A 16,542-nucleotide genomic window follows, 5' to 3' on the forward strand; every position below is an offset into this window, starting at 1 on the left:
CTGGCACTTACCAAATCAGCAAATCAGTGGCCGATATTGATGAGTGCTAAAATGCAGATAACCAGAAGCTGTAGCTTCTGGTTATCTGGCTGGATTACTCGCTTTCAGGCTCCAGTAAGAAACTAGGTTTACCGTAAGATGAAACAAACAGTCCTTTTACCGCGCGGGTTGCAGCCACATGGAGCAGCGCACGTTCATTAAATAATGCATCACGTTGTTCAACAGGATCGTCAGATGCTATGGCTTTTACTTCCGGTACAACGCCATCGTTGATACCCGCAAGGAACACATACTGGAACTCTAGCCCTTTAATGCGGTGCATTGTTGCAATGCGAACACCGGCCCGTTGATCACTGTCGCCACTATCATTCCCTAAATTAAAAGTTTCAATTCCCGCTTCATTCAGAGCTGACACATAGCGCTCATTCGTATGCCTCGTGCGGGAAGTAATGCAGATATCCTGGGAACGGACATCATTGGCTAACAGCGCCTGAATTTGCTTGATAATCGTCTCAGCCTCTTCCTTAAAATCTGAAGCATTAGTAATCATGGGTTTTTCACCATGAAGCAATGATAAATAATCGTTGCAGGAATCAGTTTCACCATCCAGGTTGTCAACCTTAACGCCGGTTAATAACCCGACGGCAAACTGTCGCGTCTCTTCTGTAGTCCGGTAGTTAATTTTCAGTTTTTTACTACGACGCCCACGAACATTAATCCCACACTGACCGAGCACGACTTTATTGCGGTAAATACGCTGATGTCCATCACCCACGATAAAGAGATCGTTAGGAGACTCTGGAACCAGGCTACGAATAAGGGTAAAGGCCGGTGCGCCTATATCCTGAGCTTCATCGACTACAATACTGCTATAAGGCAATTGCACCTGTTTTTCTTTAAACAGAATGATTGCCTCATGCATGGCATCTCCCATCTCTCGCAGTTTGGCTCGCGCCATTTGTGCCCGGAACTCTTCAAACACAGGCCAGATTTTCGCGCGCTGAATACGTGATAACGCCGTGCCACGACCAATACGGCTCACCTTCAGATATTCTTCACGACTGTAAACTGCATTCGGCTGAACAACACGTTGCCACTCTTCAGAATAAAAGTTTTCCGGTAAACCCAGTTCAGCAGGGACTTGCTGCAAGGCATAGTTCCAGCATTTACGTCGCCCTTCATCGCTGTCATACACCACGCGGAAATCATATCCATGGCGTTTCAGTTGCTCGCTCATCCAGGCATCAATGTTAACAACTTCAATACGCGCCATCTCCTCACGACTACACAAACGCTGGAGGTTGGCGCGAATATCCGCCGCCAGGTTACGGGTGAAGGTTGTGAACAGAACTTTTTTACCGGGTTTATCGGCCAGGCGTTGGGATAACCAACGAGCACGATGCATCGCAACAACTGTTTTTCCCGTGCCTGCACCACCCAATACACGTACCGGACCATTTGCCGGAGACTCCACCAGTTTTCGCTGGCTCGGGTGCAGGAATACACGCCATTTTTCCAGTGGCGCATTGAGCATTTGCAGTAGCTCCTGTTCATTTTCAACGACATGGAAACGACGTTTACTTCTCTCAATTGCCTCAATAAAGTCCTTGGTATCAACAGGCTCATCACGGTGATCGTTAAACTCCTCCAGCACTTCCTGGTAATCCAGACCTTCTGCCAGCCAGTGTAGGGGCTCCCAGGCTTCTGCAGGCATCACGCTTTCCAGCTGATTCAGCCCTGTGGTATCCACAAGAGCCATCACCTGCTCAATAAACACAGGAGGAACACCCAGCGCGAGGATCTGCTCTGCCGTATACGCAGCAAAGAGTTTGGGTTTATCAACAACAGTCGGCTCGGGGGTAGGTTTGATATAGCTGGTATCAATCACCTGAATCGCACCGGTTACCGGGTGAATCGCACATTCGTGTCGCCGCGCCCAGTCGTAGGCTTCGTCATGCTTATCCACCCACATCAGCATATACAGAGCACCCTGCTCAGGTTTCAGGACGATCCCCCGGTAGGTTTGGTCTATACGCACGGAATGCACATTATTGCTGCGTGCATCGTGGATCTTTTCGTAGTTCAGCCCATTACTCGTCGGATCCTGGCGGAACTTAGAGATGAATTCCTGGACCTTTTTTTGCTGCGCTTTAGGAATCCGCGCAAAAGCCCCCAGAAAACCATCAGAAAGTGCCACCTTTGGCGTTGGAATCGTCATTTGTCACCTCCGGACAGATGCTGCAATGTATTTTCGTCAATTGGCCCGAATGCAACGTGCCAACCCTTACTTGCGAATAAAGCAGTAAACTCCTGATTATCAATAATCAAGGCTTGCTTTTGTAATGGCCAGGCGAGATCGGCTTCTGCAATAATTTCGCCATCGTCATCCTGCAATTCATATCCAACCGTCGGTGCCGGAAGCGATAACGACTGAAGCAAAGCGATTTCTTCTGCGCCCAATAAGCCAAACTCAAGTATTTCTGCCCAGCTCTCGTCAGGCTGAATATCCACTACAACCGAAGTCTGCATTTTTACCGTTTCAGCCTCCTGCGGTAAATGAACCGCTTTACGGCTGGTAAATGTCATATCTGGCAGGAACTGCAGTAAATTCACCATCCACCAGAAACCGTTAAATCCGGCTTCATAGCCATCATCCTGGGAATAACGATCGTCAAAGCAAATATGCAGCCTCAACCAATTTCGCATTTGTTCAATGCTTGTCGTTGATTTAATGGCTTGTTGCGGTACAACAGCTGCCAGCTCAATGAACTGTTGTGATGAACTACAGCTATCCAGTAAACCACCAAATACAAAAGGTTCATCAGGCAAAAGTGCATTCAACCGATAAGCGGGAGCGTTCTCCTGCATTTCATAGGCGTACTTTTGTTTGGCTCCAGTATCCTGCGACTTTTTAGGATCCAGCCACACCCAAGCAAAGGCAGCAGCCATTTTCTGCCATAGCAGAGTTTTATTACCGGGATCAGAGAGATAATCGAGTAGCAGTGCAAAACTGTTTCTCTCCCGGAATGAACCTTCAAGCGTAGCAAAGTTTGTATCATGGAACAGGTTATAAAACTTAGGCTGTTTCATATCCGGATTATGGCCAAGCCCCATAACATTCTGTACATGTTTAATGCCTTGTTCTTGAAGGTCAGCCCAGGTCAGTGTCCATACCCAAAAATTACCGCTGTCTTTAATCGCCTGCCGTTTTTGGACATCATCCGACACGCTATCTTTATGAAAAGCAAAACCATCCAGGAAAATTGCTACCGGTTTTATCTTTTCTGACTGCATCAGAGGGTAGAGCACATAATCTGGTCGGCTAAGGATGCCAACCCCTTCTTTAACCCCTAAATCAATCTGTGCTTTGAGATGCCAGCTCATCGCCGGTTCTGTACGGGTATTAATAATCCAGCCTGCATTCTGATGGGCATAACTCCGGCTCACGAGAAGATTTTTGTTATCCTGCAGGCAGTGAATGAACCGTTTTTCCAGTTCACTCCCCATCATGGCATCAAGCGAAATGTTTTTGATGGAATCAATAACGCGTATAGAAGCACTGGCCTTCAGGATTTTCGCCAGTAAGAGACGCGCCTGATCTCTTGATACATACTTCATACGCCCGCGGTCACGGTAAGCGTAAACACAGCGATAGCAGCCGTCTTTATGCGTATCATGGTTGCAGCTGCATTCCACTAGCGCCTTGTAGGCCAGCTCAAGTAATTTCAGAAGGTTGTCAGGTGTACGCATCAATTCTTTGAGTGAGCCAGTCCCCCCTGGTACGGTGTCGTAAATCACCAGATACTGACGCCAGGATTCGCCCTCATTTTCCGGCTCGCGATACACCACGCCTTTCAGATGATCCACGTTACCTTTGAAGTAATGTTTAAGCCCAAGCTGAATGGCTGCACCCAGGGAGGCTTCCACCACGCGATCGTTGCTGTAGCTGGTCACTGGCAGCAGGATACGCAATGCCTCAGATTCCAGTTGGCGATAAAGGTAGAGATAATCTTCAAACTTCGCTTTTTCGGGTTCAGCGCGATATTTACAGCTCAGGTCATGACGAGGTTCATGATCGCGAGGGCGCTGCACCATGCCGCAGCCGAGGCAAACTTTAAACCCGGTGCGTTTCTTTGCCTCTCCTGCGATCATCAGTTCATTGGCATCATCCGCCATTTTGCCAAAGTTGATATCTCGCAGAGTCACTTTGCTCAAAAACTCAAAGCCAAACGGGATTTCTCCTTCATCAATGGCATAAGCGGCCGATACATCCTCTTTTTCGAAGCTGACCAGCAGCTGTCGCTGGAAGAATGCCGGTTCTCGGCTATCGCTCTCATCACTGATCTGGCTGTCCCGGGCGCTTGAGCGGGCATAAACCTGGCGAAGCTTCAGTAACGTCGTTTTTTGTCCGGCATCAGCCCAACCTGGTGTGCCGCATTTAGGGCAGTATTTATGCTGATCGCCGGTCTGATCGATATTCTCGCTGTAGTTACAGTGGCTGCAAATACGCCAGTTTTCAGGCTCAGACAATTTAAGATCAATCTGTTCGATTTCAACTTTATGCCCGCCCGCATAGAAGTTATTCAACGGGGCCAGTTCAGCCAGCGCCGTTGATGCCGGACGTTCGTATTCGTAGGTCGTGTTCTGATACTCACGCGTCTCCCCACCGTCTTTACGCCGCCACAGCACAGAACGCAGCGTAATACCGGCCTCCGGGAAGGCATAGTTGGGAAGTAATCCTTCATCGGTGAGGAAATTAAGCGTTTGCTTGTTATTGATCTGGTTCACCAGGGCCATCAGCGCCTGACGTTCCGAAGTCAACTCGCGCATATCGCTGTCAAAGTTTTGATCGTGCGGATCGCTCTCTAGCTTGTCGATACTGCGCTTGAGTTTATCAATCCGGGAACGCAACGATTTGCGATCTTCCACCAGCAGTTTTAATGCTTGTTCGATACGTTGAACCAGAGAACGCTGCCCTGATGCCCCTTGCAAATATGACAGTAACTGTAGACGAGTGTCTTCCGTAAGATCAGGGAAGATGGATGAGAACTGCTGAGCAATATACACATGATGCTGATCAATATAACGCAGGAAGTTATAAGGGAACCCAGACTTGTGTCCAAACTCCAGCTCGTCCAGCATCTGCTTCACGTTTTTGCTGATAGCAGATGCCGGGACGCCGGTTTTCACCCAGTTGTCCATGCAGAATGCAGCCAGCTGACGCTCCAGGATAGCCGTTGCGTTCAGGAACACACCAGGGGCCTGTACCTGCCCTTGCATCATCTCCAGAGGCTCTTCAAAGAAGAACTGATCGTGCGGGTTCCCCTCAGCCACAGTGATGTTAAGTGCATTGCCGTCTTTACGCCCGGCACGACCAATACGCTGTAAGTAATTAGCCTGCGCGGGTGGAACAGAACAGAGTAATACCGTAGAAAGGTCACCCACATCGATACCCATCTCCAGCGTCGGTGTTGCCGAAAGCAGGTTGATATTCCATGGCTGATTACCGCGGTAGAACGATTGTTCCGTAGCCTCACGATCTTCACGGCTCAGTAATCCGGTATGCTCTGCCCCCTGAACACGAGCGATGTCCATATTATCCCAGTGCCAGGTCACTGTATTTTCAGTTTCCTGATAGCGGCCTTCACAGCGCAGAGAAAGACATGGCGCGTTTCGCCAGTGCCACCCCTGATCGGCCGGTGCCCGAACAACCTCACGACAGCAAGAGCAGTTTAGCTGAACAACATCGCGGCTCACCACCAGCGCCGAAGGTACTAGCCCCCATGCTTCTTTGCCTTTTGTATCAAAATCTTTTACCAACCCGGCCATTTTCAGTGCCGCAAACAGACGTCGTAAAACCGTCTCTGCCAGGCTGCTGATAAACAGATTATTACCGTTGCTGAGTGTGCGGTTGATCCAATGCTGATACCAGCTGGGGTTGGATTTCGCACCAATCAATCGATGGAAGCCATTTATTTTTTCAAACGAGGCATAGGCCGGTTTACGCGTTTTCGGACCAATAGATGGCATATAGCGTGAAGTTCGCTCCTTCTGCGTCATCATAAAGGTCTTACCCTCACGACGATAACTTTCGAACGCCGGATGCAGAACAGCTCCCGCCTGCCGCTGATGCCAAAGAACGCCAATAACCAGGTGTGCCACCTGCTCAACGCTGACCCCAACCATTTCATCACCCAGCTCTTCGACAAGCTGTTGGTGAAGCGCCGTTATCGCTGAATTGAAACGTGCAACATCAATTCCTGCAGCTGCGTAACCGGTGGCCTCCAGCGTACGTCCAATTCGTGCGCGTAGGGTAAATTCGCTGTATACCTCCCAGTCGAGACGAAGAGAAACCAGCTCCGGTAAATCGGAACTCTCTGCCAGCTGGCCTTCGTTCTTCAACGTCTGGTAATCGTTCATCCACTGCATGTTGGGCGCGATGAAGCTCGCGGCAAAATGGGCATCATCCGGTGAACGTTCACGCGTCTGCTGGCAGACACGTGCCGCAAAGGCATCCAACGGTAACGTTTCTTTTTCACCCAACACGCTGGCGATTTGTCCGCGTACCATCAACGGCCAGGTTCGGGCGGTAAAGAAACTGGCGCGGTGTGCGGCATCCTGTACCGAGTCAGAAAACGTAATCAGTTTTTTATGTTCGTTGAACTGGCTGCCATAAAGCTGATGGATCATCACCGCCGACAGGCTGGCTGCCTGTGACCCAAGAATCGAAATACCCTGTTTGCTGTTGCAGTACGGGCATTCGTTGGCAAATTCCAGCTCATCCTTACGCTCTTTGAGCATATCCGGGATAAGTACTTGTAGCAGACCAGTATGGCCACAATGCCCGCACTGCACGTTAGATTGCTTATTGAGCTTTAAACAGGAAGGGCACAGCTTCTGGTGAACACCGCTGACAGGTTTATCGTTGTTATCCGGGAAGGCCAATACAATAGAACGGCCTTTTTCGAAGAACTGACGATAAATACCGTCCAGATCAGTTTCGAGTTGAACGCTCTGACCATGGCGCAGGCTCGCCCACCCGGTAGCATGGCAGTCACGACAGTGAATAACGGGAAGATAATGTTCGCGATCTTCCACCGCGACATCATCAGCAAAAACAAGCTTAGGTGTTTTTGACACGCTGGCAACCAGGCGGCGCATCTCGCGCAACCACAGCTGAGAACGTAGTTGCACAAAAGGCAGTACGGGCCGCGCTTTGTTCACCTGTAGGCGCTTTTCCCGATCTTCCTGTTTTTCTGGAACCTCCAGGCGTGCCTGGGCAATTAGTGCCAGAATGCTTTGCAGCACGCGGGTTGCATGCCCGGCGCTTTCCGCCAGCATCACCTGGAGATTTTCCAGGCACTGCTGTTCCGACAAAATTCCCCCCTGCAAATCCTCAAGGAGTACGTGCAGGATGCTGTGGCGACGTAACAATGAGCCCAACTCAATACGCTTTTCACGTCCGAGATCGCTGTCCAGATCGGCAGGTAATTGCAGTGAACTATCCGGAAACCATAGTGGAATTTGTCCGTTCAGATAATCTACCGGGCTGGCGTACGTTTGCGGATCCAGCGCCGCGCTGACATCCTGTCCCGGATACTGACTGTACTCGATGGTATAACCTTGCAGATACTCTGCCGCCGTGTAGCGATCTTCGCGAATAACCGCGTCATCGCTAAACGGCTGATCAAAGATCGTTTTCGCATAATCGAGTAGTTGCCCCAGTTCGTCACCTACGGTAGCCGACGTTCCCACACAGGCAAAACGCTTGTCATCAACACCGATATGATGCTTTAAGCGGCGCACCAGACAGGCCAGATCCGACCCCTGCGCACCATCAAACGTATGCAGTTCATCCACCACCAGATAACGCAGTGACCCTGGCTGGTTATAGCGCCAGAGCTTCTGATCGCCGGGGCGCATCAGCAGGTAATCCAGCATCTTATAGTTGGTCAGCAGGATATCCGGTGGGTTCTCGCGCAGGGTATGTTTGCAGGTGATGACTTTATCCGCAGACATCTTTTTGCTGGGCTCGATTTCACTGTCGCCGACAAACAGCCCGACAGTCACTTTGCCATGTAGTTGCGGATCGCTGGCGATGGTTTTAGCGAAACGGCTGGCCTGATCGGTTGCCAGGGCGTTCATTGGATAAATGATGATCGCTTTAACACCGGCCTCTGATGCCCCAGCACAATGGTTAAGCAGCGGGAACATAAAACATTCCGTTTTACCGGAACCCGTCCCGGTCGCCACCAGCGTCGGCTGAGGCGTCTCGATACCCAGGCGCTGAAACGCCTGCGCCTGATGCGCGTGCGGTGGGAACGGCAGCGTCAGGTAAGGGAAGAAGTTCAGCGGTAAGTCACTTTTACGAAACGGCAGCTGAGCGGAAAGATACGGCCCTTTCAGCAGCGTTTCCGGCTGGGACAGAAATTGCTCCAGCATAGAGACGTTATTGTTTTCTTCACCGTTAAACAGCGGGCTGTTAAGCGGAAAGGCAGCCCGTAAAAAGGAAGCAACGCTGTCGGCAACCTGCCGACTAACAACGGAAGGCAGCATCAGGCGCTCTCCTTATCTTGTGCAAAGAATGCCCAGGCCACTTTATAATCGTCTTCACGGTCAGGTTTGATAAAAGGTGCCTGCCAGACGACGGTTCGGCGCTCGCCTTCATCGCTGCGGGTATAATCATCAAAAGTGGCGCTAACAGTGCCGGTTTGAAAATGCTTGACATCATCCCAGCCGATGGCTTGATCGGTACAGTCGCCACCGGTCCAGTCCGGGCTGTCGACATCAAAGACAAAACCGTTTTTCAGGTCAGCTTTACGCGCGGTACGCGGCAGGCCAACGCCCACTAGGCCTTTACTTGGGGTAAAAATAATGCGGCCGTTTTGATCGTACCAGGTGTCCGCTTCGTACTGACGCATGACCGGGAACTGAACGCGATAGATAGTAAGTAGTTCTTCGAGAGTTAACCCTAGCGCCTGCGCCACCAGCACGTCGATTTCCACCAGCGCCTGACGGCGGCTGTAGTCGGAGCGTAAAGCGCAGTTACGCTGCCACTCTGGGGTCAGATTGGCGAAGAAATTCTGAGGGAGCTGTGGGAGATCGCGGCTCCAGCGTTGGGTGTTGAATTCTTGGGTGTAGCAGGATTGCCAGAGATTAGCATAAGCGGTACCTACACCCATCAATGTTAAGCCACGTGCGACTAACTGCCTTCCAGCTTCGCAGACCAAAGGCATCAGTTTTAGTAATTCATCTCTAAAGTTTGATTTACCAGTACTTTTAACCCAAAAATCAAATGCAATGGACAGTGATGCCGTTGTAAATAATGTCAGGCGATGAGTATCGCTGAAAACCGCCGAAAAACAACCATCTATATGCCCTACTGCAGGTGGTATAAGCGTTGGAATTAGAGTTCTTTCCCCAGACTGGCTCAGCATTTTTCTGGCAACGTAACGATAATAATCCGTCACCTTTCTCGGTTCATCTTCACCCGGTTCAGTCCAAGTAACGCGTGGAGTACGTTTGGCATACTCCTGCGCATCACATGCCGGAATATAGTTAGTGCGAGGCAAATAGTCGTCGGGCAATGTTAGCAAGTCCAGGCAATCATAATCGCTGTTTAACGTACAGTTTTCTCGTGGCGTCTTGTAGAACGGAGCCCCAACAAAGAAGTGTGGGCCAGACAAGACCCATTGTGATGCATCTTGAGGGAATTGAGTCTTACGTAGTATTGTCCCATCCCTCTGCGCATAAGTTTCATCGAACATAACCGTTGAAAAATATTGACCTTGCAAATCACCTAATCGCTTCGGCTGGCTAGCAAATTTCTCCAACACCGCTACAAGTTGTTCTGCGTGCAAAGCTGGCAGACGAGCCTGCCATGCAGGAGTTCCTTCACTGTCATACAGACGAGCAAATAAAGAGAGCTCCTTTAAACCAATATGAATTAGCCGTGAACGATGGCCCGATGTATTCCAGGAAACTTTGATTTTGCCTTCAATTTCCTGCTCATCTTTGATACCCGGAACAGGACCAGCGTTGTTGTGTTCAAACGAGGCATCAATAGCGCTTACTGCGTAAACATTTGACATGTTAATAAAGGACGGCTTTATATTCTGCGGTCCATAGATATTGATACTGAACATCGTTGCATGATGAACCTCGGCAAAAAGGCTCAATTCATTATGAAATTGAAAATGCGCCCTCAGCCTCGGATATACCGACGCACGCAGCTGCCCACCTTTTGGATCATCATAAATTCCTTCCGGGTGCAGGAAACCTGCCACGCCTTTCTGCGCCCCTAAGCGCCATGCCTGCGGCAGGAAGCATTTATACAGATTAGTCTGCACGCCACGCAGCACCGGGTAGTTCTGCTGCGCATTCAGGAAGTTTTGCATCCCTTCGCAGCCTTCATACTCGCTGCGCCAGGCATTTTCGAGCAGCGGAATTCGATTGAAGGTTTCATGACGCAATGTCGCCAACTTCGAAGCACTCAATCGGCCTAGAACAAACTCCGGCTCGTAGTCGCCCAGCACACCCGCTTCCTGCCATTCCACTTTCAGCCACGGCGGGTTTCCAAGCATCAGGTCAAAACCACCACGCTCGGCGTACAGATCGCAGAATTCCAGATCCCAATGGAAGAAACGGTGCTGCTTTTTCAGCGCATCAACAATCGCCAGACGCGGCAAATGGCGGAACAGCACATCGGTTTTCAGGCGACCTGCACCGGAAAACAGCGAAGACTCTTCACGCACCATGCCCTCGTCGGCAAACAGATCGCCGGTGGCCTGTTCTGTACTTTCTATCACTCTTTCCGTGACGACAATACCGTCGAGCAGAGTCTCCATCTCCATCAGCCACATACCGCGATCCGGCAGTTCATCCGCTTTGTCGATCGGCCAGAACCACAGCGCGCACCAGTAGTCCATCACCCAGCGCAGTTTCTGATAGGTACTGTTATCTTCGAGGCGGCCGCTGAAGGTTTCATCTTTGCTGCTTAAAGAAGAGCGAACTTGAGCCGTATTTTCCGCAGGCCATACCGGGTAATTGTCGGCGGTTTTCTGACGCTCGGCTTTCAGCTGCTGACGAAACGTGTTCCAGAGCGCTTCCACTTTGCCGCTGATGCGCTGCACATCAACAATCTCATGTGGAGCAAAGCTTTTAGTAAACTCTTTGCGCCAGCTATCCAACGCTTTGAAATCATCCGGATAGCGCTGCTTGACGGTTTTGTCGCTGTAGTTGGCCATGCCGCTGTCCGGTAGCAGGAAGTGGAAAATCTGCTTCTCTTCGCGTGGAATATTCATCGCCAGCTCGGCTGGCTCGCTGTTAAGCCAGCTCGGATCTTTCGCTTTTTTGTAGGTCAGTTCGCTCTTGTTGAACACCTGACGCCGCGCCCCAACCAGCGAGTTGCCGCAGTGCAGCTGGTAGCCAAACCACGGTACAAATGCATCGCCGCTGATGGCATTCAGCCACAGCGACACTTCCGCCAGTTCCACCGCCACCGGGTTCAAGTCCACGCCGAATACGTTGTTGTCGGCAATGTACATTTTCACCCGTTGCAGCTCCTGGGTGTAGCGATCCTGAGGAATGCGGCGACCTTCCGCCTGCTGTTTGTGGAACAGGTAAGCTTCCGCTAGCTGGTTGATGGCTTCGTTAAGGAACGCCGCGCTGCCCATCGCCGGTTCGCACACGGTGAGGTTTAATATTGCGTCGGCTTTGGCGTGCGGATCGGTAATCGGATCAATCTGCTCTTTAAACAGTTCTTTCAGGGCATACTTGACTAACGATCGGGTCAGTACTTCCGGGGTGTAGTAAGAGGCTGATTTTTCGCGGTCTCGCCCGGCCATGCGGTAGATAAAGCTGCCTTTACGGTGAATACGCAGGCTGCCGTCTTTTTCGTAGACCTTCTCATCGTCGTGGTATTTACCGATCTCGTCTTTGCTAACGAAATAGCCAGTCTCCAGCTCGTTAAACTCTTCTCCAGCTTTTTTCACCTCGTAGAGGTCATCACTGGCAAAGAATCCTCGATAGGAGAGCAGCGCTTCATACACTGCACCTAACTGGTTGATACCCAACTGACGATAGGAGATACGCCCCCGGCGGTTGAAACGTCCTTTACCCGGGCGGCTTAACGACATCGCCTGAATAATTTGTTGCAGGGTTTCGTTGCGAAACACCACGCGGTTAAGAATACGGGTGTTACTCGCTTCAAACAGATGGCTTTCAAGGCGCGGTACACTGAACTGATGGCTATGAATAGTGATCCGGTCGCCGCTCTCCAGGTCGCCCTGCATTTTCACGCCGCCGCTGTAGCCGTCACGCACCAGTTTGAACAGCATATTCAGGCTATCGTGAAAGTAGCGCCCGTTGCGATCTTCTTCGCTGGTCAGCGGGATCATCTCCAGATCGCGCAGCGTTTCCAGACTGTATCCCTGCAGATAGGTTTTGGCGGTCATCGGCGCATAGCCCAGTTCCGGGCGCGCTTCGATATAGAACAGGAACAACAGACGATACATATACCGCAGGCATTCGCGGCTCAACTCATCCGGGTTAATAGCACGTTTCCCGGTATAATAAGCCAGCTCGTTGTCGATGAGATAACGCATCGCTTCATTACCCAACAGCTCAATGCTCTCACGCAGGGCATATTTCAGATCTTCCGACACGCCAAACGCATGCTTGTGCGAATTGTCATCCAGCGAATCGAGGTACGGAGCACCACTGCCTGGCAACAGCGAATCTTTGTGTAGCAACACCGACGCCGCTTTCAGGGTATCTATCTCGCGACGACTTAAAATTTCTTCAAAATCAAAACGCAGCAGACGGTTTTGCGCCCACTTAGTACGATCCAGCAATAGCAGCTGGCGGTTGCCGAGCAGCAGCACAAAACGCGGCGGTTCATTTTGCGTAAAGACCACCGTGGAGAGTAGATCCTGCCAGCTGCGGTATTCGCCGTTCGCTTTCTTACGCAGGCTGTCGCGCTTATGTTTGTCGGTATCCGCCGGGAATTGCGCGGTCAGTAAGGAGAGCGCCAGCGGGTCCAGCGTTCCCTCTTCCTGATCGTGTGCTTCAACAATCCACAGCCACGGACTACCGTCAGTGCTGTTGTAACGCGCCAGTACCGGCAGTGGTGTATAGTCATCCAGCATCTGAATGTGCGGATTAAGTTCATAACCCAATGCCTTTAACAGCGGCTGCCAGCGAGTGCGCTGATCGGCAAGACGCTGCGGGATCTGGCGCTGTTTTTCATGTTCAGTGAGTCTACGGAAAAAATCTGTTGCCAGGCTGTTAAGCTGATTCCATGGCGCGCGGTAGCCCGCCTCAACCTCTTTGCCCTGTTCGCGGGCAGCGCGTTCAGCTTCGCGAGCGGCATTTTCCTGCTCAATCCAGGGCTCCAGAACATCGCGGATGTCGCTGGTAAAGACTTCGCCCAGATAGTGGTTGGAGTAAAATTCGTTTTCGTTATTAATACCGACCAGCGCCATGTTTAGCCCTCCGCTCCGGTGATTACTGCAATAACCTGGATGTATGGCTCTTTTTCGGTGGTCATGGTGTCCTCAATCCATTGGATGTAGCTGTCAAAATTGTGTTCGATTTCGCGCTGACGTTGTTCTTTGCGGCTCTGTTTCACTGAAAGCTGCTGTTTATTATCGGCAAAATCCAGTTCCAGTTGACTCAGCTGACGCCCACGCAGAACGTCCAGCTTTTGCAGATGTTCACTGAGCTGCTGATTGATATGTCCCTCAAAAGCATTTCGATCGTGAACAAAGACATCCCGCGCATGGGCGATCGCCGCTTCCAGTAGATCCTGCTGGCGTTGGTGGTTACGATCCTTCCCGCCGCTGTTTGTCAGCTTGCTACTCAGTTGCGGATATCGTTTCAGGAACTCAGCAAAAGGCAGGCTACCGCTTAACGCTTCGCGGTTAAAGCTCACCACCAGCCACGGGTTCACCATCGGGTGCGACTTACGGTTCGGGAACAGCCCGGAAAGGATGAAGTGATCTTCATCAGGCTCAAACAGGTGCGACAGGCGCATCACCGGAGCCTGGTGGCGACCAAAGGCGGACTGAATTTTGTCGTCTAGCCACTGCACGACCGGGTTAATTTGCCAGAGATACTGCACATCGGGCCAGGCATGTTGCTCACCGCGCGCACGCGAAATTGCTTCCGTGATAACGGTTTTGTCCTGGCTTAGATAAAGCTGCCAGTTTTCCGGCGCAATTTCCGGCGGTAACTGGTTAAAACGACGGCGTAACTCCTCCGGTGCGACCAGCGATAAGGTGTTATCAGGTAAGGTATCGTATTGCACGGTCTGGCCGCTGGCCTTCAGATAGCCCAGCGCCTTTTCGCAGTATGCTTGCTCATTATCAAACAGGCTAATGTCGCTTTCGGTCACGGCTGAGGCATCGCTGGACACTGCGCTGCAGATTTCGCCAAACAGGTCGTTTCCAGTATTTTCAGTGACATTGCTATTCAACAGGTCGTCGAACAGGCTGGCACCATCGTCCTGCATCATGAATTCAGCAACCTGCTCTTCTTCCTCTTCCTGCGTAAATTTGCCAGTAAATTCGGAGCTGTCACCGATATTCTTCTGCGCCTGTTCGTCTTTATTGATCAGCACTTCCAGCACGCGCATATCACCGTTGATCTGCGGTTCACTGGCTTCAGTCAGCAAGTAACGGATCTGTGGCTGGTGTTTTTGTCCGTAGCGGTCAATACGTCCGTTACGCTGCTGGAATACCATCAGCGACCACGGAATATCGAAGTGAATCATTTTATGGCTGAGGTGATGCAGGTTGATACCTTCAGACGCGACATCCGAGCAGATGAGCAGGCGTAACGGAGACTGGGATTTGCCAAACGCTTCGACGGTTTCCATCAGAACTGTATCGCCCTGATCGCCTCGCAACGTGGCAATTTGATCGTCTTTCAGCTTGAGATCGGAACGCAGTTGCTGCTCAAGGAACTCGAGCGTTTTGATACTCTCGGTAAAGATCACCAAACGATCTTCTGTGTTATTCGCTTTCCAGCGGAGATCGTTACGGATGGTCTCCAGCAACAACTGATACTTGCTGAACTGACTGGCATCAATATTATTGAGCGCCAGCAGCAGTGACTCTAATTCGTTAATCTGGCTCTGACTGTTTATTTCTTTGCGGTTATCAAGCCGCTTCAGGCGGTTAGCCACCACGCTTGCACATGCCATTGGACTGGAGAACAACGCTTTTTCGAGCGTAATTTTGAACAGGCGGCCTTTATTTGACCGCGAGTCTTCATCATCATCGTCACGGAACTGGCTCTCAACCAGCCGACGATAAGCTTCTTCTTCGGCCCCGGTTGCCGGGTGCGTGAGTTTGACGATATTACGTTCCGGAAACTCGCCAGCCATCTGATCTTTCACGTCTTTTTTGAAGCGACGCACAACCAGATTTTTATCGGCAAAATCGGCGTATTCATACTCTTTCGGATTGGCAATGGCCGTCGGGTCGAGCATATTCATCAGGCTGGCAAAACTTTCAGCCTTACCGTCATGCGGCGTAGCTGAAAGCATAATCAGCGTATCGCTGCGCCCGGCGAGCAATTTTGCCAGTTTGCTGCGCAAAGAGCTGGTCCCACGTTCAGCGACATTATGCGCTTCATCGATAACAATAATATCCCACCAGGCGTTTTCCAGGTGATGGCGATATTCGATGTCCTGTTTCAGGGTATCGATGGAGATAATGGTCTTATCGAAATAATGGAACGGGTTGTGGTTGGTTGGGATGCGGTTACGCACCTTTTGTAAACCAGCGGAGTCAAGCCGCGTCAATGGAATAGCAAAACGGCTCCAGAACTCTTTCTGGAATTGCGTGAGCATGGATTTAACCGCCAGCACCAGAATGCGTTTGCCACGTCCACGGCGAATCAGTTCTGAAACCAGGATACCGGCTTCCAGCGTTTTACCCAGCCCTACCGCATCAGCAATTAATATCCGCTGGCGCGGCTGTGCCAGTGCCATGCGTGTGGGATCGAGCTGAAAGGGCATGGAGTCCATCGCAGCCTGATGTCCAAAATGGACTTTGCTGTCAGTCGGGACGCGTTGGCGTAGCTGGCTCTCTATGTACAATTGAGCCGCCTGGTAATTGGCTGACTCATCTTCCACCAGATTTGTTTTTGCTGGATCAAGAATCTCGACTTTTTGCTCCAGCTTTGTTAGAAACAGCCCTTCTTTACCGCGTACCAGCTCCGAAATGCCATCACAGGTCAGCAGGTAACCACCATCTCCGCTGTCATCCGCCCGGCGAATGCGCCACTCTGCATCACGAATAACCACCCGCATTCCAGGTGCATAATTTTGCTTATTCATCGGTTTTTCTGTCTGTATGAGGCAGTGGTGATAACACTATCCCGAGCGATATGTCGCTGCACACTGCGATAAAAAAGAGGGCTTTAAAGATAACATGAAGGGTGGCGTCAGGGGGGATAAAATGGAATGTAATACGCAGAAATAACGCATAAATTTCAAACAGCGATAGTTAAAAAGTGAGCTGGGTCAACTCCCCC

General features: G+C 50.9%; 4 protein-coding genes. All 4 read right to left on the minus strand.

All coding sequences use genetic code 11. The features are described 5' to 3' along the window. Nucleotides 1-94 precede the first annotated feature (94 nt). The 4 genes from E0L20_RS11845 to E0L20_RS11860 are packed head-to-tail and all read right to left on the minus strand — an operon-like array spanning nucleotide 95 to nucleotide 16,345. The gene (locus E0L20_RS11845) at nucleotides 95-2,218 is read right to left on the minus strand and encodes an ATP-dependent helicase (RefSeq protein ID WP_022650299.1); all 2,124 of its coding nucleotides are present in this window, start codon (nucleotides 2,216-2,218) and stop codon (nucleotides 95-97) included. After that, on the minus strand, nucleotides 2,215-8,556 hold the full coding sequence (locus tag E0L20_RS11850) for a DEAD/DEAH box helicase (protein ID WP_022650298.1): 6,342 nt from the start codon (nucleotides 8,554-8,556) through the stop codon (nucleotides 2,215-2,217). Before E0L20_RS11850 ends, E0L20_RS11845 begins: the two co-directional genes overlap by 4 nt. Further along, the gene (locus tag E0L20_RS11855; protein ID WP_131634119.1) at nucleotides 8,556-13,484 is read right to left on the minus strand and encodes a DNA methyltransferase family protein; all 4,929 of its coding nucleotides are present in this window, start codon (nucleotides 13,482-13,484) and stop codon (nucleotides 8,556-8,558) included. The genes E0L20_RS11850 and E0L20_RS11855 overlap by 1 nt, the downstream gene beginning before the upstream one ends. Before the next feature lie 2 nt (nucleotides 13,485-13,486). Continuing rightward, complete coding sequence (locus E0L20_RS11860; protein WP_032645918.1) at nucleotides 13,487-16,345, minus strand: DEAD/DEAH box helicase; 2,859 nt, start codon at nucleotides 16,343-16,345, stop codon at nucleotides 13,487-13,489. Nucleotides 16,346-16,542: the final 197 nt, after the last annotated feature.

This window comes from Enterobacter wuhouensis (assembly GCF_004331265.1).
In the GTDB taxonomy this organism is placed as follows: Bacteria; Pseudomonadota; Gammaproteobacteria; order Enterobacterales; family Enterobacteriaceae; genus Enterobacter; species Enterobacter wuhouensis.

What these genes read in the sequence shown, in the direction of transcription:
- E0L20_RS11845 (WP_022650299.1), bottom strand. Translation starts at nt 2,218, where the DNA reads ATGACGATTCCAACGCCAAAGGTGGCACTTTCTGATGGTTTTCTGGGG.
- E0L20_RS11855 (WP_131634119.1), bottom strand. Translation starts at nt 13,484, where the DNA reads ATGGCGCTGGTCGGTATTAATAACGAAAACGAATTTTACTCCAACCAC.
- E0L20_RS11860 (WP_032645918.1), bottom strand. Translation starts at nt 16,345, where the DNA reads ATGAATAAGCAAAATTATGCACCTGGAATGCGGGTGGTTATTCGTGAT.
- E0L20_RS11850 (WP_022650298.1), bottom strand. Translation starts at nt 8,556, where the DNA reads ATGCTGCCTTCCGTTGTTAGTCGGCAGGTTGCCGACAGCGTTGCTTCC.